At 66.0% G+C, this 16878-nt stretch carries 12 protein-coding genes and 2 pseudogenes; 9 read left to right on the forward strand and 5 right to left on the reverse strand.

The annotated features are described in order from the left end of the window. The first annotated feature begins 80 nt into the window (after nucleotides 1–80). Nucleotides 81–467 (forward strand): (deoxy)nucleoside triphosphate pyrophosphohydrolase, encoded by a 387-nt coding sequence (locus ACPGXI_RS08465; protein WP_526651809.1) that lies wholly within the window; start codon nucleotides 81–83, stop codon nucleotides 465–467. Between the two features lie 8 nt (nucleotides 468–475). On the opposite strand, the gene ACPGXI_RS08470 is transcribed toward ACPGXI_RS08465, so the two are convergent. Then, entirely contained in the window at nucleotides 476–2251 is a 1776-nt protein-coding gene (locus ACPGXI_RS08470) for a BCCT family transporter (protein ID WP_526651765.1), read from the reverse strand. Between the two features lie 282 nt (nucleotides 2252–2533). On the opposite strand from ACPGXI_RS08470, the gene typA reads away from it, so the two are divergent. The 7 genes from typA (at nucleotide 2534) to ACPGXI_RS08505 (ending at nucleotide 12108) form a co-directional block, all read left to right on the forward strand. Further along, on the forward strand, nucleotides 2534–4435 hold the full coding sequence (gene typA / locus ACPGXI_RS08475) for a translational GTPase TypA (RefSeq protein ID WP_526651767.1): 1902 nt from the start codon (nucleotides 2534–2536) through the stop codon (nucleotides 4433–4435). Between the two features lie 61 nt (nucleotides 4436–4496). Then, nucleotides 4497–6380 (forward strand): ABC transporter family substrate-binding protein, encoded by a 1884-nt coding sequence (locus ACPGXI_RS08480; RefSeq protein WP_526651769.1) that lies wholly within the window; start codon nucleotides 4497–4499, stop codon nucleotides 6378–6380. A 50-nt stretch (nucleotides 6381–6430) separates the two neighbouring features. Beyond that, nucleotides 6431–7309, forward strand: a complete 879-nt coding sequence (gene mshB, locus ACPGXI_RS08485) for an N-acetyl-1-D-myo-inositol-2-amino-2-deoxy-alpha-D-glucopyranoside deacetylase (RefSeq protein ID WP_526651771.1) — start codon at nucleotides 6431–6433, stop codon at nucleotides 7307–7309. 97 nt (nucleotides 7310–7406) lie between these two features. Further along, entirely contained in the window at nucleotides 7407–7757 is a 351-nt protein-coding gene (locus ACPGXI_RS08490; protein ID WP_526651811.1) for a hypothetical protein, read from the forward strand. A 168-nt stretch (nucleotides 7758–7925) separates the two neighbouring features. Further along, nucleotides 7926–10505, forward strand: a complete 2580-nt coding sequence (locus ACPGXI_RS08495; RefSeq protein WP_526651773.1) for a bifunctional FO biosynthesis protein CofGH — start codon at nucleotides 7926–7928, stop codon at nucleotides 10503–10505. 125 nt (nucleotides 10506–10630) lie between these two features. After that, the gene (locus ACPGXI_RS08500; RefSeq protein ID WP_526651775.1) at nucleotides 10631–11554 is read left to right on the forward strand and encodes a fumarylacetoacetate hydrolase family protein; all 924 of its coding nucleotides are present in this window, start codon (nucleotides 10631–10633) and stop codon (nucleotides 11552–11554) included. A gap of 314 nt (nucleotides 11555–11868) precedes the next feature. After that, complete coding sequence (locus ACPGXI_RS08505; protein WP_526651777.1) at nucleotides 11869–12108, forward strand: hypothetical protein; 240 nt, start codon at nucleotides 11869–11871, stop codon at nucleotides 12106–12108. A 130-nt stretch (nucleotides 12109–12238) separates the two neighbouring features. On the opposite strand, the pseudogene ACPGXI_RS08510 reads toward ACPGXI_RS08505, so the two are convergent. The 4 genes and pseudogenes from ACPGXI_RS08510 to ACPGXI_RS08525 form a co-directional block, all read right to left on the reverse strand. After that, a pseudogene (locus ACPGXI_RS08510) lies at nucleotides 12239–12487 on the reverse strand (SDR family oxidoreductase); the annotation flags it as partial. 110 nt (nucleotides 12488–12597) lie between these two features. After that, nucleotides 12598–12675: pseudogene (locus ACPGXI_RS08515) on the reverse strand (3-oxoacyl-ACP reductase); the annotation flags it as partial. A 132-nt stretch (nucleotides 12676–12807) separates the two neighbouring features. Next, nucleotides 12808–14265: a WS/DGAT/MGAT family O-acyltransferase gene (locus ACPGXI_RS08520; RefSeq protein ID WP_526651779.1), complete on the reverse strand. Its 1458-nt coding sequence runs from the start codon at nucleotides 14263–14265 to the stop codon at nucleotides 12808–12810. 77 nt (nucleotides 14266–14342) lie between these two features. Further along, a complete protein-coding gene (locus ACPGXI_RS08525) occupies nucleotides 14343–15356 on the reverse strand; it encodes an alpha/beta fold hydrolase (protein WP_526651781.1) in 1014 nt (337 codons plus the stop codon). Nucleotides 15357–15574: 218 nt separating this feature from the next. Here ACPGXI_RS08525 and ACPGXI_RS08530 point away from each other — a divergent pair, with 218 nt between their 5' ends. Beyond that, complete coding sequence (locus tag ACPGXI_RS08530; RefSeq protein ID WP_526651783.1) at nucleotides 15575–16831, forward strand: MFS transporter; 1257 nt, start codon at nucleotides 15575–15577, stop codon at nucleotides 16829–16831. Nucleotides 16832–16878: the final 47 nt, after the last annotated feature.

Consider the following 16878-nt stretch of genomic DNA (forward strand, 5'->3'; position numbering starts at 1 on the left):
AACAGTTGCCGTCCAAACAGTTGCCGTCCAAACAGTTGCCGTCCAAACAGTTGCCGTCCAAACAGTTGCCGCCAAACCAGCTGCCGAATCTGGTCGTGGTCGCCGGCGCGTTGATCCAGGACGCGGCGCTGCTGGTCGCCCAGCGTGCCCGGCCTCCCGAGTTGGCCGGCTTGTGGGAGCTGCCAGGCGGGAAGGTGGCGCCCGGCGAGACCGACAGTGCCGCGCTGACGCGCGAACTGCGCGAGGAGTTGGGGATCGGCGTGGCTGTGGGAGCCCGGGTCGGCGCTGATGTGGCGTTGACCCCAACGTCAACGCTGCGCGCCTACCTCGTCACACAGACCGACGGTGTGCTGCAGCCCAATGACCACCGCGCGCTGCGGTGGGTGGGCATCGACGAACTCGACAATCTGCCCTGGGTGCCGGCCGACGCCGCGTGGCTGCCGCAGCTCGCGACCCTGCTTCGCTGACCTGGAGGTCAGGGCGCGTGGGCTGGGGCGTCGCCGCTGCCTAAGTGCTCACCGTCGAGGGGATCGACCGGCTCGGTGATGGTCAGCTCGCCGGTGGTCGGGTGCAACACGCAGGATTCGGGTTGGACCGAACGCACCTCGACCAGCCCCGCCAGCGTGGCCGTGACATCGTGGCGCTGCGGGGGTATCCCATCGGGTGCTGAGACGTGCATCAGGCGTGAAGAAGTCGCCAGGTCATAGCGGAACGCCCGAACCATCGACACACAGGCCGCGACCATCACCAGCGAGAACGGTACCGCCGTCGCGATCGACGCGGTCTGCAGTGCAGTCAGCGAGCCCGACCCGCCGACTACCAGCAGCACCGCGGCGGCAACGCCCTCCATGACTGCCCAGTAGACCCGGCTCGCCTTGGGGGGGTCCAACTCTCCTCCGGAGGAGAGGATGTCGATCACCAGTGACCCGGAGTCCGAGGAGGTGACGAAGAAGAACACGATCACCGCGATCGCGAGCACGCTGGTGATCGTCGCGATGGGTAACCCGCCGAGGAGCTCGAACAATGAGGTATTGGTATCGACAGCACCGTCGACCAGCATGTCGCCGTTGTCCCGCTGTCGCAGGATTGCCGAATCGCCGAAAATGGTGAACCACAGCGCGCCGATGACGCTCGGGACCAGCAATACTGCCGCGACGAACTCGCGGATAGTGCGGCCCCGTGAGATCCGCGCGATGAACATGCCGACGAACGGTGCCCAGCTGATCCACCAACCCCAGTAGAAGATGGTCCAGCTGCCGAGCCAATCGCCGTCGGTGAACGGCGCTGTGCGCAGCATCAACTGCGGCAGCGCTTGAATGTAGCCGCCGAGGTTCTGCACGAAAGCCTGCAGCAGGAACAGCGTCGGACCCAGCAACATCACGAATAGTGCCAACAGGGCAGCCAGAGTCATATTGATGTTCGACAGCCACTTCAGACCCTTGCTGACACCGCTGACGACCGAGATCGTCGCCACCAGTGTGATCGCCGCGATCATCCCGATCGTCCACCAGTTGTTGATCTCGATCCAGCCCAGGTATTCCAAGCCCGCAGCGATCTGGGTGATACCGAAGCCGAGGGAGGTGGCCACGCCGAACAGGGTGCCGACCACTGCGGTGACGTCGACGGCGTGCCCGATGGGCCCCTCGACCCGCTTGCGGCCCAGCAGTGGTTCCAGCAGCCAGCGCACCGCCAGGGGCCGACCTCGGCGATAGGTCATGTAGGCCATGCCCAGGCCGACGACGACGTAGATCGCCCACGGGTGCAGCGCCCAATGGAACAGCGTCAGTGACATGGCCTGTTCGGCCGCCGCGTCGGTCTGCCCGGTGATTCCGCGTGACTCGGGCGGGCTCACGTAGTGCGTCAGCGGTTCGGCGACGCTGTAGAACACCAGGCCGATGCCCATCCCGGCGCTGAACAACATGGCCAGCCATGCCACGAAGCTGAACTCGGGCCGCTCATCGTCCTCGCCGAGTCGGATGGTGCCGATTCGGGAGGCGCCGCAGTAGATGGCGAATACCACGAAGCCGGTGATGACCAGCACGTACCACCACCCCACTCCGTCGGTGATCGCACCGTTGAGTCTGGTGAAGGCGTCCTCGGCCTGCGTCGAGTAGATCACCGCGAACACAATGAGCGCGATGATGATCAGTGATGCGGGAATGAAAACGGCCGGCTCAAGGCTCCGCCAGGCCTGAACCAGGGGGTTCCGCCGCCGGGATTCGGCGCTCTTGGGGTCCGATGGGGTCGGCACGGTTACCGCCTCCTCCTGGTCGTCGTCATCGTTTAGTCATGTCGTCATCGTCTAGTTACGGTCATCGTCTAGTTACGTAGCACTGCAGGTTTCGGGGTGGAGGGCAGGCGAGTCGGCGCGGGGAAGACCATACCTGTCCGCCTTCGCCGACGCCGGGCCAACCAAGAAATGTCAGCGACTCCACCGGGTTTGCCCTCAAAGCTCGGCCTTGGCGGCCTTATTCCTGGTGAGCTGTCTCTCTCGTTTTCGTGATCTGTGCACTTCACTGCGACAATCACCGACGTGGATTCACGCCCAGATTTTCGCAACGTCGCTATCGTCGCTCACGTCGACCATGGCAAGACGACCCTGGTCGACGCGATGCTGCGCCAATCGGGGGCGCTGAGTCACCGCGGAGACGACGCGATCGAACGCCTGATGGACTCCGGTGACCTGGAAAAGGAGAAGGGCATCACCATCCTGGCGAAGAACACCGCTGTTCATCGGCGGCACCCGGACGGAACGGTCACCGTGATCAATGTTATCGACACCCCGGGACACGCGGACTTCGGTGGTGAGGTCGAACGCGGCCTGTCGATGGTCGACGGGGTGCTGCTGCTCGTCGACGCGTCTGAGGGTCCGCTGCCGCAGACCCGCTTCGTGCTGCGCAAGGCGTTGTCCGCCCACCTGCCGGTGATCCTGGTGGTGAACAAGACCGACCGCCCGGATGCCCGGATAGCCGAAGTCGTATCCGAGAGTCACGACCTGCTGCTGGACGTGGCCTCCGACCTCGACGAGGAAGCCCAGAAGGCCGCCGAGGACGCGCTCGGGCTACCTACCCTCTACGCCTCCGGTCGCGCGGGTATCGCCAGCACTGTCGAACCCGCCAACGGCGAGAACCCTGATGGCGAGAATCTCGACGCGCTCTTCGACGTGCTTCTGGAGAACATCGCCCCGCCGCAGGGCGATCCCGAGGCGCCGCTGCAGGCGCTGGTGACCAATCTCGACGCATCGGCGTTCCTCGGCCGACTTGCGTTGATCCGCATTTACAAGGGCCGGATTCGCAAGGGGCAGCAGGTTGCGTGGATGCGTGAGGTCGAAGGCCATCCGGTGATCACGAATGCCAAGATCACCGAGTTGCTGGTGACCGAGGGCGTGGAACGCACGTCCATGGAGGAGGCGACGGCCGGAGATATCGTCGCGGTGGCAGGCCTGCCGGAAATCATGATCGGCGACACGCTGGCCGACATCGAACACGCGCACGCGCTGCCCCGCATCACCGTCGACGAGCCGGCCATTTCAGTCACGATCGGCACCAACACCTCGCCGTTGGCCGGCAAGGTGTCCGGGCACAAGCTGACCGCCCGGATGGTGAAGTCGCGACTGGACGCCGAACTCATCGGCAATGTGTCGATCAAAGTCGTCGACATCGACCGCCCCGACGCGTGGGAAGTGCAGGGCCGCGGCGAACTGGCGCTTGCGGTGTTGGTCGAGCAGATGCGACGCGAGGGCTTCGAGCTGACGGTTGGCAAGCCGCAGGTGGTTACCAGGACTATCGACGGCAAACTGCACGAGCCCTTCGAGGCGATGACGATCGACTGTCCTGAGGAATTCGTCGGCCCCATCACGCAGCTGATGGCCGCCCGGAAGGCGCGGATGGAGGAGATGAGCAACCACGCCGCCGGATGGGTGCGGATGGATTTCATCGTGCCCAGCCGCGGCCTGATCGGGTTCAGGACGGACTTCCTCACCCTGACTCGCGGCACCGGAATCGCCAATGCCGTCTTCGAGGGCTACCGCCCCTGGGCGGGGGAGATCCGTGCCCGCCACACCGGCTCGCTGGTTTCGGACCGCACCGGTTCGGTGACACCCTTTGCGATGATGCAACTGTCGGACCGCGGGCAGTTCTTCGTCGAACCGGGAGACGACACCTACCAAGGGCAGGTCGTCGGGATCAACCCGAGGGCCGAGGACCTCGACGTCAACGTCACCCGCGAGAAGAAGCTCACCAACATGCGCTCCGCGACGGCCGATGTCTTCGAGACACTCGCCCGTCCCCTGGAGCTGGGTCTTGAACAGGCCATGGAGTTCTGCGCCGAGGACGAGTGCGTCGAAGTCACGCCCGAGATCGTGCGGGTCCGCAAGGCCGAGCTCGACGCGACGCTGCGGGCGCGCGCCCGTTCGCGTGCCAAGGCCCGGGGTTAGTTCGCGCCACGCATCGAGGAGTCGGACGTCGGCGCCTGATCGGGTCTATACCCTGAAGGTCGTGCCGACGATCTCCCGACGTTTCAGCGCCGCTCCCGGGTCGGTACTGGTCGCAATCCTGACGACGTTGGCCCTGGTCACAGGCTGCACCGCGAGCCCGCCTCCGGCGCCGCAGAGCACCGACACCACCGAGTCCACGCCGCCGCCGCCGTTGAAGGCGACCCAGATCATCATGGCGATCGACTCGATCGGTCCCGGGTTCAACGCCCACCTGCTTTCTGATCTGTCCCCGGTCAACGCGGCCATCAGCTCGCTGGTACTGCCCAGTTCGTTCCGACCTGTTCCCGACGCAGAGACGCCGACCGGGTCGCGGTGGGAATTGGACACCACGTTGTTGGTGTCGGCGAAGGTCACCAGCGAGGACCCGTTCACGGTGACCTACAAGATCCGTCCCGAAGCGCAGTGGACCGACAACGCGCCGATCGCTGCCGACGACTATTGGTACTTGTGGCGTCAGATGGTCGGCGAGCCCGGCACGGTGGACCCGGCCGGCTACGACCTCATCACCGGCGTTCAGTCCATCGAGGGCGGCAAAACGGCGGTCGTGACGTTTTCCGAGCCCTATCCAGCGTGGCGGGAGCTGTTCAACAACATCCTGCCCGCCCATATCGTCAAGGATGTGCCCGGTGGATTCGTCGCCGGATTGGTCCGTGCGATGCCTGTGACCGGCGGGCAGTTCCGGGTGGAGAACATAGATCCGCAACGCGATGAAATCCTGCTGGCGCGCAACGACAGGTACTGGGGCAAGCCCGCCACCCCCGACCTGATCCTGTTCCGCCGCGGCGGCTCGCCCGCCGCGTTGGCCGATTCGATCCGCAACGGCGACACTCAGGTCGCCCAGGTGCACGGCGGCGCGGTGGCGTTCGCGCAACTGTCCGCGATCCCTGATGTGCGGACCGCGCGCATCGTCACGCCGCGCGTCCTGCAGCTGACGCTGCGCGCGCAGCGGCCGGCGCTCAAGGACGCGCAGGTGCGGCAGGCCGTTCTCGGCTTGCTCGACGTCAACCTGCTGGCCGCGGTTGGGGCGGGCGGCGAAAACGCGGTCACGCTGGCACAGGCGCAGGTGCGTACCCCCTCGGACCCCGGCTACGTCCCGACCGCTCCGCCGGCGATGACCCAGACCCAGGCCATGACGCTGCTGGCCGGCGCCGGGTATCAAATCAGCCCGGTGCCGACCTCCGAGCCGCCGGCTCCCAGCCTGCCGCAGAGCAACCGGGGGCATCTCACCAAAGATGGCGAGCCACTGAGGTTGGTGCTGGGCGCCGCCGCCAACGATCCGACGTCGGTCGCGGTCGCCAACACAGCCGCCGACCAGTTACGCAATGTCGGGATCGCGGCGTCGGTGTCCGCCCTCAATCCGGTCGTTCTCTACGGCGAGGCACTGGCCAACAACCGGGTCGACGCGGTGATCGGCTGGCGACAGGCCGGCGGCGATCTGGCGACGTCGTTGGCCTCCCGGTTCGGCTGCCCCGCCCTGGAGGCGACCGCTGTTGCGACCACCACCGCGCAAGGGTCGGTGACGCCCACCGCGTCGGTGACACCGACGTCGCCCCGGGCCGACCCTCCCGGCACCACAACGACTGCTGCCCCCCCGCCACCTCCGCCCGACACCGGTCAGCTCTTCCAGGTGCCGAGCAACATCACCGGAATCTGCGACCGCAGCATCCAGCCCGAGATCAACGCCGCGCTGCGCGGAGCCGCCGACATCAGCGAAGTGATCGCCGAGGTCGAGCCGAGCCTGTGGAACATGTGGACGGTATTGCCGATCCTGCAGGACACGACCATCGTGGCGGCCGGGCCGAGTCTGCAGAACGTCAGCCTCACCGGCGCGGTGCCGGTCGGAATCGTCGGCGACGCCGGCAAGTGGGTCAAGCTGCCCCGGTGACACGGGGGCGCGCTGCGCCCAGACTGCCATCAGCAGGCAAGCTGGTTGGAATGGAGACCGCGCGGCTGCTCTTCGTTCATGCCCATCCCGATGACGAAACCCTCACTACGGGGGCGACGATCGCGCATTACGTGGCCCATGGCGCGCAGGTGCAGGTCATCACCTGCACGCTTGGCGAGGAGGGGGAGGTCATCGGCGAGCGGTGGGCGCAGCTGGCCGCCGACCGCGCTGATCAGCTGGGCGGCTACCGCATTGGTGAGCTGACCGCGGCACTGGCCGCTCTCGGCGTGGACAGCCCCCGATTTCTCGGCGGCGCCGGGCGGTGGCGGGACTCGGGGATGGCCGGAACACGATCGCGACAGCAGCAGCGCTTCGCCGATGGTGACCTGGATGAGCAGGTGGCCACGCTGGGCACGGTGATCGACGAGCTTCGTCCCCACGTCGTCGTGACCTACGACCCGAACGGAGGCTATGGCCACCCCGACCATATCCATGCTCATCGCGTCACCACGGCGGCGGTCCGGGGTGCCCACTGGCAGGTGCCCAAGCTGTATTGGACGGTGACCTCGAACTCGGAGATGGCTGCCGGATTGGCTGCGCTGACCGAGGTGCCCGAGCAGTGGGCCCGGGTGAGCCATGACGCGGCGGGCTCTGCTTCCCATGACGGCTATGGCTCCGGTGGGTTTGCCGACGACGCGATCGATGCGGTTGTCGACCACCCTGAGCGCCTCCCCGCGAAAGTGGCGGCGCTACGGGCGCACCAGACGCAGGTGTCCGTATCCCCGGACGGACGGGCGTTCGCTCTGTCGAATGACATCGCCCTGCCGGTCAACGCACGAGAGTGCTACGTCCTGGCCGCCGGCACCGCCGGCGAGCGCGACAGCCGCGGCTGGGAAGCCGACCTGCTGGCCGGGCTGAACGTGGGTTGACGATGGCGTCACCGGATAGGCTGCCCGAAACCGACTGCGCACGGAGGCGAATCTGACCGGGTCGTTAGCGCCGGCTTCAGACCGGCTCCGTTTCGTGGTGCTGGCCCTACTCGGTGTGGACGGGGCTCTCTCGGCCCTGATGGCCGCCTTCTTCTTGCCGTTGCGAGTGGGTTCGGTGCCGTTCCCGGTCAGCGCCCTGCTCAGTGGTGTGTTGAACGCGTTGTTGGTCTGGGTTGCGCTGCAATGGACGTCGAGCCCGCGCCTGGCGGCGCTGCCCCTGTGGGCCTGGCTGCTGACCGTGGTGGTGTTGACCTTGGGTGGACCCGGCGACGACATCGTGTTCGGCGGGTCCGGGATGATGGAGTTCGCCCCGGTGCTTCTGATCGCGCTGGGTGCGCTGCCGGCGGCCTGGGTGCTGATGCGTGCGCCCGCGGGTGCCCAGCGGTGAGCGCCCGGGAAGGGCAGGGGGTGCTTGCCGGGCGCTGCACCGGACCCCATCGACAGGGCGGACTCCGGCGCTGCCGCTGAGTGACTACTCTGGCCGGTATGTCAGGCGCAGCGGTTTCAGATAGTCGGACGTGCGGATGATCCGCGACAACGCCGGGGTTACAGGACAGTGGCTGTAAGCAACCGGCGTGGCACCGATCTGCCGAACCCGGCTATTCCGCCGAGGTCGGGCGGACCAAGCCCGGCCGCTCTGAGGCGGGTGGTGCGCCGGGCACGGGACGGCGTGGCGCTCAACATCGACGAAGCCGCGATCGCCCTGACGGCGCGCGGGGATGCCCTCGCCGACCTGTGCGCCAGCGCCGCCCGAATGCGGGACGCCGGACTGCAGGCTGCGGGCCGCCGAGGCCCCACCGGCCGGTTGCCCGTGAGTTACTCACCCAAAGTGTTCATACCCCTCACCCACCTGTGCCGTGACACCTGCCACTACTGCACTTTTGTGACGGTGCCGGGCAAACTTCGGGCCGAGGGCAAGGGCATGTACATGGAGCCCGACGAAATCATCGACGTGGCGCGCCGCGGTGCCCAATCAGGTTGCAAGGAAGCGTTGTTCACGCTCGGAGACCGCCCGGAGACGCGGTGGGACGAGGCGCGCCAGTGGCTCGACGAGCGCGGTTACGATTCGACCCTGGACTACGTGCGGGCGATGGCGATCCGCGTTCTCGAGGAGACCGGGCTGCTGCCGCACCTGAACCCGGGCGTTATGAGCTGGTCGGAACTGTCGCGGCTCAAGCCGGTTGCACCCTCGATGGGCATGATGCTCGAAACGACGTCACGCCGGCTGTTCGAGACCAAGGGACAAGTCCACTTTGGCAGCCCTGACAAGGACCCTCGGGTGAGGTTGCGCACGCTGGACGACGCTGGCCGGCTGGCGATACCGTTCACCACCGGTTTGCTGGTGGGCATCGGCGAAACACTCGCCGAGCGCGCCGAAACCATCCATGCCATTCGCCGGTCTCACAAGGAGTTCGGGCACATCCAGGAAGTGATCGTCCAGAACTTCCGCGCCAAGAACAACACCGCGATGGCCTCGGCACCGGACACCGGCATTGACGAATTCGTTGCGACGGTTGCGGTCACCCGCTTGGTTATGGGCCCCAAGATACGCATCCAGGCTCCGCCGAACCTGGTGTCACGGACCGAGTGCCTGGCACTGATCGGCGCCGGTGTGGACGACTGGGGCGGCGTGTCTCCCGTGACGCCTGACCACGTCAACCCCGAGCGTCCCTGGCCGGCTCTCGACGAACTGGGGGCGGTGACGGCCGAAGCGGGCTACGACCTGGTACAGCGACTGACAGCACAGCCGCAGTACGTCCAGGCAGGCGGCGGCTGGATCGACCCGCGGGTGCAGGGGCACGTCGATGCTCTCGCCGACCCCGAAACCGGGTACGCCCTGCACGTCAACCCGCAGGGCAGGCCTTGGCAGGAGCCCGACGAGGCGACCGAGTCATTGGGTCGCACGGACCTGCACGCGGCGATCGACGCCGAGGGCAGGCTCACCGAGACCCGAAGCGACCTGGGCAGTGCGTTCGGCGACTGGGAGTCGATTCGGGAGAAGGTGCACGAGCTGGCCGCGCGCGCGCCCGAACGTCTTGACACCGATGTGCTGGCAGCCTTGCGTTCGGCCGAACAGGATCCGGCCGGCTGCAGCGACGACGAGTATCTGGCGCTCGCGACCGCAGCTGGCCCTGCAATGGATGCCGTTGCTGCGCTGGCTGATTCGTTGCGACGCGACACGGTGGGCGACGATGTCACCTTCGTCGTCAACCGCAACATCAACTTCACCAACATCTGCTATACGGGCTGCCGTTTCTGCGCCTTTGCTCAGCGCAAGGGTGATGCGGACGCTTTCTCGCTGTCGACCGACGAGGTTGCCGGGCGCGCGTGGGAGGCGCACGTCGCCGGCGCCACCGAGGTGTGCATGCAGGGTGGTATCGACCCGGAGTTACCCGTCACCGGATACGCCGACCTGGTTCGTGCGGTCAAGGCGAGAGTGCCGTCGATGCATGTGCACGCCTTCAGCCCGATGGAGATCGCCAACGGAGTCACCAAGAGTGGGATGAGCATTCGTGAGTGGCTCATATCCTTACGCGAGGCCGGGCTCGGGTCCATCCCGGGTACGGCCGCCGAGATCCTCGATGACGAGGTGCGCTGGGTGCTGACCAAAGGCAAGTTGCCCACCTCCTTGTGGGTCGAGGTGGTCAGCACGGCGCACGAGGTGGGGCTGCGTTCGAGCTCGACGATGATGTACGGCCATGTCGACCAGCCGCGGCATTGGGTAGGTCATTTGCGGGTGCTACGCGAAATTCAGGATCGCACCGGCGGTTTCACTGAGTTCGTGCCGCTGCCTTTCGTGCATCAGTCTTCACCGCTGTATCTGGCGGGCGGAGCCCGGCCGGGCCCGACGCACCGCGACAATCGGGCGGTGCATGCGCTGGCGCGGATCATGTTGCACGGCAGAATCTCCAACATCCAGACCAGCTGGGTGAAGCTGGGTACCGAGCGCACCCGGGTGATGCTCAACGGCGGCGCCAACGATCTCGGGGGCACACTGATGGAGGAGACCATCTCGAGGATGGCGGGCTCGGAGTTCGGCTCGTACAAGAGTGTCGAGGACCTCGTCGGTATCGCCGCAGGCATCGGTCGTCCCGCCCGGCAGCGCACCACCACGTATACGCCGCTGGCCGCCTAACCACCCTCCCCCGTCCCGCGAGCGCGCGTGTCTGCCCGCCGACGCGCCGTGGTTCGTGTGCATTTGGGCCCGCTCGCGGAAGCCGACCGTACCGTTCCTGCCCGATCACTGGTAGGACGGAGGATGTGAAGCTCCGACGTATCTGCGCCGACAGCACACTGGATCTGCAGTCTCTCGCGCCGGACGGATCCTGGGTGCCCGCACCGGACCAGGCAGCGCTGGGCGGTGCGATCTTCCACCCCGACTTCGAGCTCGCCACCGCCCGACGGCACGTGGAATCGTCCGGTAACGTGCTGCCGTTCCAGCCGCTGTCGTTTCGCGATTTCATGCTCTACGAACAGCACGCAATCGACGCCGCGCGGGGGCTGGTGCGACGGTTCCACCCCGGCCAGGCGCGCGCGGCCGAGTCGTTCGAGAAGGTGACGCGAAGGCCGTTCCCCTTGTTCAAGCCCAACGCACTGTTCTACCGACAGCCGATCTACTACATGTCCAACCACCTGAGCTTCCTCCCCAGTGGCGCTCCGGTCGCCATTCCCTCGTACTCGTCAGCACTGGATTTCGAGCTGGAGATCGGCTTCGTGCTCAAGGCTCCGCTGTATGACGCGAGCCCCCAGGAAGCCCTCGACGCTATCGGCGCGTTCGTCGTCATCAATGACTTCAGCGCCCGCGATGTTCAGCGCGCCGAGATGGCGACCGGGCTCGGACCGCAGAAATCCAAACACTTCGCGTCGTCGATGTCCGTGCTTGCGGTGACCGCAGACGAGATCCTGCCGTGCATCGACGAGCTCAGCGGGTCCGTCTCTATCAATGGCAAGACAGTCAGTACGGTCTTCAGCCGCGGCATGCGATGGTCGATCGGGGACGTACTGGCCCACGCTTCACGCAGTGAACAACTCTTTCCCGGTGAACTCTTCGCGACCGGAACCCTTCCCGGAGGTTGTGGCATGGAGACCGGCCGCTGGTTGCGTCCTGGGGATCGGCTTTCGCTGGCGATCGACCAGATCGGTGAAATCGCGCACTCGATCTCAGGAGCCGCGCAGTCACGATAACCACCGCCGCCGGGCTGCCGGCACGCACTTATCGGTGGCGTTGTTGATGCCTTTGTGTTGATGCCGGTGTTCTCGGCCGATGGGCCCGGCAGTCCGCGTGCCGCGGCGTACACCGCGGATGCCGGTGGCCCGCAATCGGCCGCCCTGCTAGATCGCTCCTGACACCGCGGCGGCGTAACAACTGGATCGTCTCGCCGGCTCCGCCGTCGAAATGAGAGGCGGCTCATGTTCATCTCTGCCGGAGTTCATGCCGGTCCGGAATCCTCTGTACCAGTGCGAAATACGCGCGTCATAAGGATAGAACGGAGCATATCGTGAAACAGACGGCCACCTGGAAGGTTGTTGTCCTGAGTGCCGCCATGATCGGCGGCAGTGTCGTCGGCGCCGGAACGGCAATGGCGGATGACGCCGACGCGGCGCTTGGCGAGACCGGCCCCCAGATCTCAAGTATCGACAGCGACAGCGGCGGGGACGGCGACAGCCACGGAGGCCGCAGCGACGGCGACAGCGACGGGGACGCATCGTCGAACTCACGCTTGGTGCGGGTCGTCTAAAGCGTGTCGACGTCAGCTGCCGAACCATCGCGGCGGGCGCCATGGCCAATGTGTCGATTGCGTGTGTCGATTGCGTTGGCTCGCCGGATGGTCGGCAGGCGGCCGCAGAGCAACCCGCGGCGTTGGTTGATCAACCGTGGCCGTCGAATGCCTGTGTGCCGACATCCACGATCTCGCCACCGCCATCAGCCACCAAGACTGCACCCGTCACAAAGGATGACTCCTCAGAGGCAAGGAATAGGCAACACTGTGCGATCTCGGTGGGAGCGGCCACCCGGCCCAGCGGTAGTTCGGCGGCCACAAGTTGGTAGGCCTGCTCGCGGGTAGTGCCTCTGGCAGCCGCCAGAGCATCCATGGCCTCGTCGGCCATAGGGGTGCGGACCCAGCCGGGGCATACCGTGTTGACCCGGACGCGGTGACAACCATAGTCGTAGGCCTGAGCTCACGGCGCCGACCGGTCACCACGACCCGGGCACCCTCCGCGGCGAACCGACGGGCGACGGCCGCACCGATACCGGTGCCACCTCCGGTGATCAACGCGACCCTCTCGGCGAGTCTGGCAGTCATGGAAATGTCCTCCCGGTCGGTACTACGTGGGTGGGTTTGTGGGTAACACGATCCTGCCCAGTACTGTTCGGCAGCTCGGCGACGTCGTGCGGACGGTTGTCGGCTCAGCGCGGCGCCCGTTCCCGAATATGGTCAACCAGACAGGCGTCGGTAATCGGCCTCTGCCGGCATGTCCAGCAAGTTGAGTTCGTCGACGAGTGCGTCCATCAGGCCCTCGACATCGGGGACCAGGTCAGGGTCGGCCACGATCCCAACGTTGAGCCTGCCACGAGAGCCCAGCACCGTGATGTTGAGCCCTTGCCCGTCGGCGATCGTCGACATCGGATAGACGGCGTGCAGACGGGAACCGCCCAGGTACATATCCACCGTGGGGCCGGGGACGTTGGAGACGAACAGATTCAATGGCGAAATGCGCTCGAGCAGCCTCAGTCGGTTGGCCAGCCGGCAGGCCTGATTGGTCAGGGCAGGCATCGAGAACTGGGCGATATCGCTGAACAGATCGGTTGGCATAGCGCTGAACTGGTCCTTGGCCCCCTCCATAGCCTCGTGCACGGCATGCAGCCGCTCGCCGGGGTCTGACAAGTGCGTCGGTAGTGGCGCGATGACCTTGGACAAGTGATTCCCCTCCGTAGCCTCGTGATGCTCGGCACGGATGGACACCGGGACGGCGGCCAGCAGCGGACCCGAGGGAAGCGCGTTGTGGTCGCGCAGCCAGGTGCGCAACCCGCCGGCGCACAGTGCCATCACAACATCGTTGACGGTCACCCCGGCGAAGTCCTTGACCCGCTTCACCTTTGCCAGAGGTAGGTCGCCGAAGGCGCACCGCCGGCGTGGGCCGAGCATCTTGTTGAACGGTGTTTGCGGCGCAATCAGCGGTGGGGCGGACGACACCGGGCCGCGGCCCCGGCGCGGAATGAATCGGTCGAGCGCAGGTAGTCGCGGCCGCCCCGGGCTGCTGGCCACGGCGGGCAGCGAACGGATCAGATCGGCGGATAGCCGCGCTAACCGAACCGGGTGGCGCGCCGCCGACACTGCGCTGTGGGCTAGTAAGGTCACCCCGCTGGGTTCGTCGTCCGGTCGCCACGGGACCGCCGGACGTTCCACGCGGGGCTCGGCGGAAGTGTCGAACAGTGCGATGAGCAGGTTGTTGCCCGCGACTCCGTCGATCGCCGCGTGATGAACTTTGGTGTAGAGAGCCTTGCGGCCTCCGGCGAGTCCATGAATCAGATACATCTCCCACAACGGGTGCCTGCGGTCCAGCGGTCGCTCGTGCAAGCGCGCCGCCATAGTGGCCAATTGGTGAGTGTCCCCGGGCGCGGGCAACGCCAGTTCGCGGACATGGAACTCGATGTCGAAGTTCGGGTCCTCGATCCAGTACGGCTGATCCAACCCGAATGGCACCTCGGCTATGCGCCGCCGAAACGGCGGAGCCAGATGCAGCCGCGACCCGATGAGTTCGGTGAGGCGTGACAGATCGAGCGCCGGGCCGCGCGCCGGCGGATCCAGCACTGCCATGCAGCCAAGATGGCTACATACTGTGGGTGAGTCCAGGGCTAAAAACGTTGCATCCAAACCGGTCAGCTGTTGCATGGCCAGCTCCTCATCTCATCGAGTGTTGCGTGGTGGGTGATGGGCCTGTCAATGTCGGCTGCGCGATATCTCATCGTTTACGCTCCCATCTTCAAAGGCGTTGTGTTCGTGCAGATGTCGTGGTTACTGTTGGCGAACGGCTCGCTGCCATCAGGGTGCATCGCCTGTCGGATGGCGTGGTTGATGACGTCGGGTACCTCGCGGGGAAGCATGTGTCCGGCGTGGGGGAGGTGCACGTGCGCGGCGCCGGGGATGGCGCTGGCAAGCTCCTGGGAGTGCGACGCCGGGGTGAGCGGGTCGGTGCCACCGCTGACGATGACTGTGTTGGCGCGGATACCGTCGAGGGTCTCGTACTGGTCATAGCTACGCAGCGTGGGCAGGAATCCGGCGGCGGTGGGTACTGATGTGTTGGCGATCCTGTTCCGCACCGTTGCCAGCATGGCGCGCTGTGCTGGCCAGATCCTGCTCAGCGTCGAGCACACCGGCCCGGCCAGCGCATCGAGGGCCTGTTTGGGGAGGTGGTCGACAAGTGTGAGCAGCGCGCCCGCGCCCGGGGTTGCCAGTAGTCGGCCCAGGCCCCGTTGCACGAGTTGGCCTGCCGTTGTGGCGGCCAGGACCAGACCCTGGGGATCTACCGGACGGTCAGCGCTGGAGCGGGCCAGGTAGGCCAGTGCAGTCATCCCGCCCATCGAGTGGCCGACAAGGGTGAGCGGGTCGCCGACATCGAGTGCGGTAAGGACGTCGGCCAAGTCGCTGGCAAGCTGGTCGATGCGGTAGGTGTCGACCGACGCGCGGCTGGACCTGCCGTGACCGCGGTGGTCGTAGCTGATGACGCGGATGTTCTTGCCGTGGAGCCGATTCAAGTAGTCGATTTGGCGCAACCACACCGCGTCGCTGACACATAACCCATGCAGCAAGACCACTGTATGGCCCATTGATTGTGGACGGTAGTCGCGTACGGCCAGCTGGATGCCGTCGCGCGTCGTCACGGTTACCTTGGGGCTTTTGTGCTGGTGTGGGCCGGGCCGGCCACTGGGACGGCCGCCCCCGAGAGTTGCGGGTTCAGCGCCGATCTGCGTAACGAAGTTCATGACTTGACTCCTTTTCGGTTCCGTGACAACCAGAGTCGCGAGCCTGGATGAGAGGAGCCGGGTCCGTTTGATTAAGGAGCTCTCACAAAAGCTGGACGCCGATTGTGTCGGGCCTGCCCGGCCAATCCGCCAGCAGACGAGCTGAGCGCGGCGAATTGTGACAGTTCGCTCATCTTTCGCTCATCGCAGTTCCATCCCGGGTCTTCAGGCTCGTTGCCATGCGCAAAACACCGAGGGATCGTCGACACTCGCGGCGCTCCCCACGACTTCGCAACTTCCGGCTTTTTCTCGCCAGCCAGGTCGCATCCCAGTCGGGCACCTGGCTGCAGTTCGTGGCGCTGGCCTGGCTCGTCAGCGAACTCACTGAGGGTGGGGCTGCCCTCGGCTGGGTCGCTGTAGCGACATTCGGACCGCTGCTGTTGTTAGGGCCATGGACAGGGGCACTCGCCGACCGAGTCGACAAGCACCGCTTGCTCATTGCGACACAGCTCCTGGTCGTCGGGCAAGCTGCGGCCCTCGGTGCGGTGGTGCTCGCTGGAGCCGGCACCGTGGCATTGATCTACGGGTTGACGCTGGTGTACGGGGTGCTGCACGCCGTCGAGAACCCCGTGCGTCGAGCCTTCGTCGCAGAACTCGTCGGAGAGGACGGCATCGCCCGTGCGGTAAGCCTCAACAGTGCCATCACTTCGGTAGGTCGGGTCCTCGGACCGCTCGCCGCCGGCGTTCTCATTGCCTCAACGGGTATCGGTTGGTGCTTCGTCGTCAACGCCGTCAGTCATGTCGTCACCCTGGCTCTCTTGCTGCTGATACGCCGTGACGCACTGCAGATCACTCAAGCGGGGCAGGAACCCCACGCGGTGCGCGCGGGTTTTCGATACGCCTGGCGAGTCCCCGAGTTGCGGATTGCCCTGCTGCTGACCGGGGTCGTCGCCACGTTCGGGTTCAACCACCAGGTGCTCGTCCCATTGCTGGCGCATCAAACGTTCGACGGCGGCGTAGCCGTCTACGTCTTGCTTTACACCGCTATAAGTGTCGGGTCCGTTATTGGTGCCCTGGCAGTGGCGCGTCTTCGCGAGATCGACCTGCGACTGCTCATCGGCGCCATCATCGCCTTCGCGCTGGCGAACGGCTTGATTGCGGTCTCGCCGAGCGTGGTGCTGGCTGCGGTCGCCGGTCTTGCCGCCGGGGCTACCGCTCTGTTTTTCGTCACCGCCTCGACTGCGTTGCTGCAGCAGCGATGTGCGCCCGAGATGCGTGGTCGGGTGATGGCCCTGGCTGCGATGGTGCTTCTAGGGGGGCTTCCGATCGGAGCCCCGATCATCGGCTGGATCGCCGACCTGGGCGGACCCCGAACCGCGGTGGCTGTAGGGTCATGCGCCGCTCTGCTCGCCGCTGGAATGGTACTGCGATATCTTCCCGCGCGTCCCACCAATCCGATTCCGTCCTCGCGCCGCATGCGGGCCGTCCGAGCGTGACCGCGCACACATCGATGACCCAGTTATGCAACGGAATTGGGCGAGTC

The sequence above is a fragment of the Mycobacterium sp. genome (assembly GCF_049608025.1).
Lineage (GTDB): Bacteria > Actinomycetota > Actinomycetes > Mycobacteriales > Mycobacteriaceae > Mycobacterium.

Bases quoted from the DNA above. Each gene is read 5' to 3' on its own strand.
- mshB (WP_526651771.1), top strand. From the start codon at position 6,431: ATGGAGACCGCGCGGCTGCTCTTCGTTCATGCCCATCCCGATGACGAA.
- ACPGXI_RS08520 (WP_526651779.1), bottom strand. From the start codon at position 14,265: ATGCAACAGCTGACCGGTTTGGATGCAACGTTTTTAGCCCTGGACTCA.
- ACPGXI_RS08525 (WP_526651781.1), bottom strand. From the start codon at position 15,356: ATGAACTTCGTTACGCAGATCGGCGCTGAACCCGCAACTCTCGGGGGC.
- ACPGXI_RS08530 (WP_526651783.1), top strand. From the start codon at position 15,575: ATGCGCAAAACACCGAGGGATCGTCGACACTCGCGGCGCTCCCCACGA.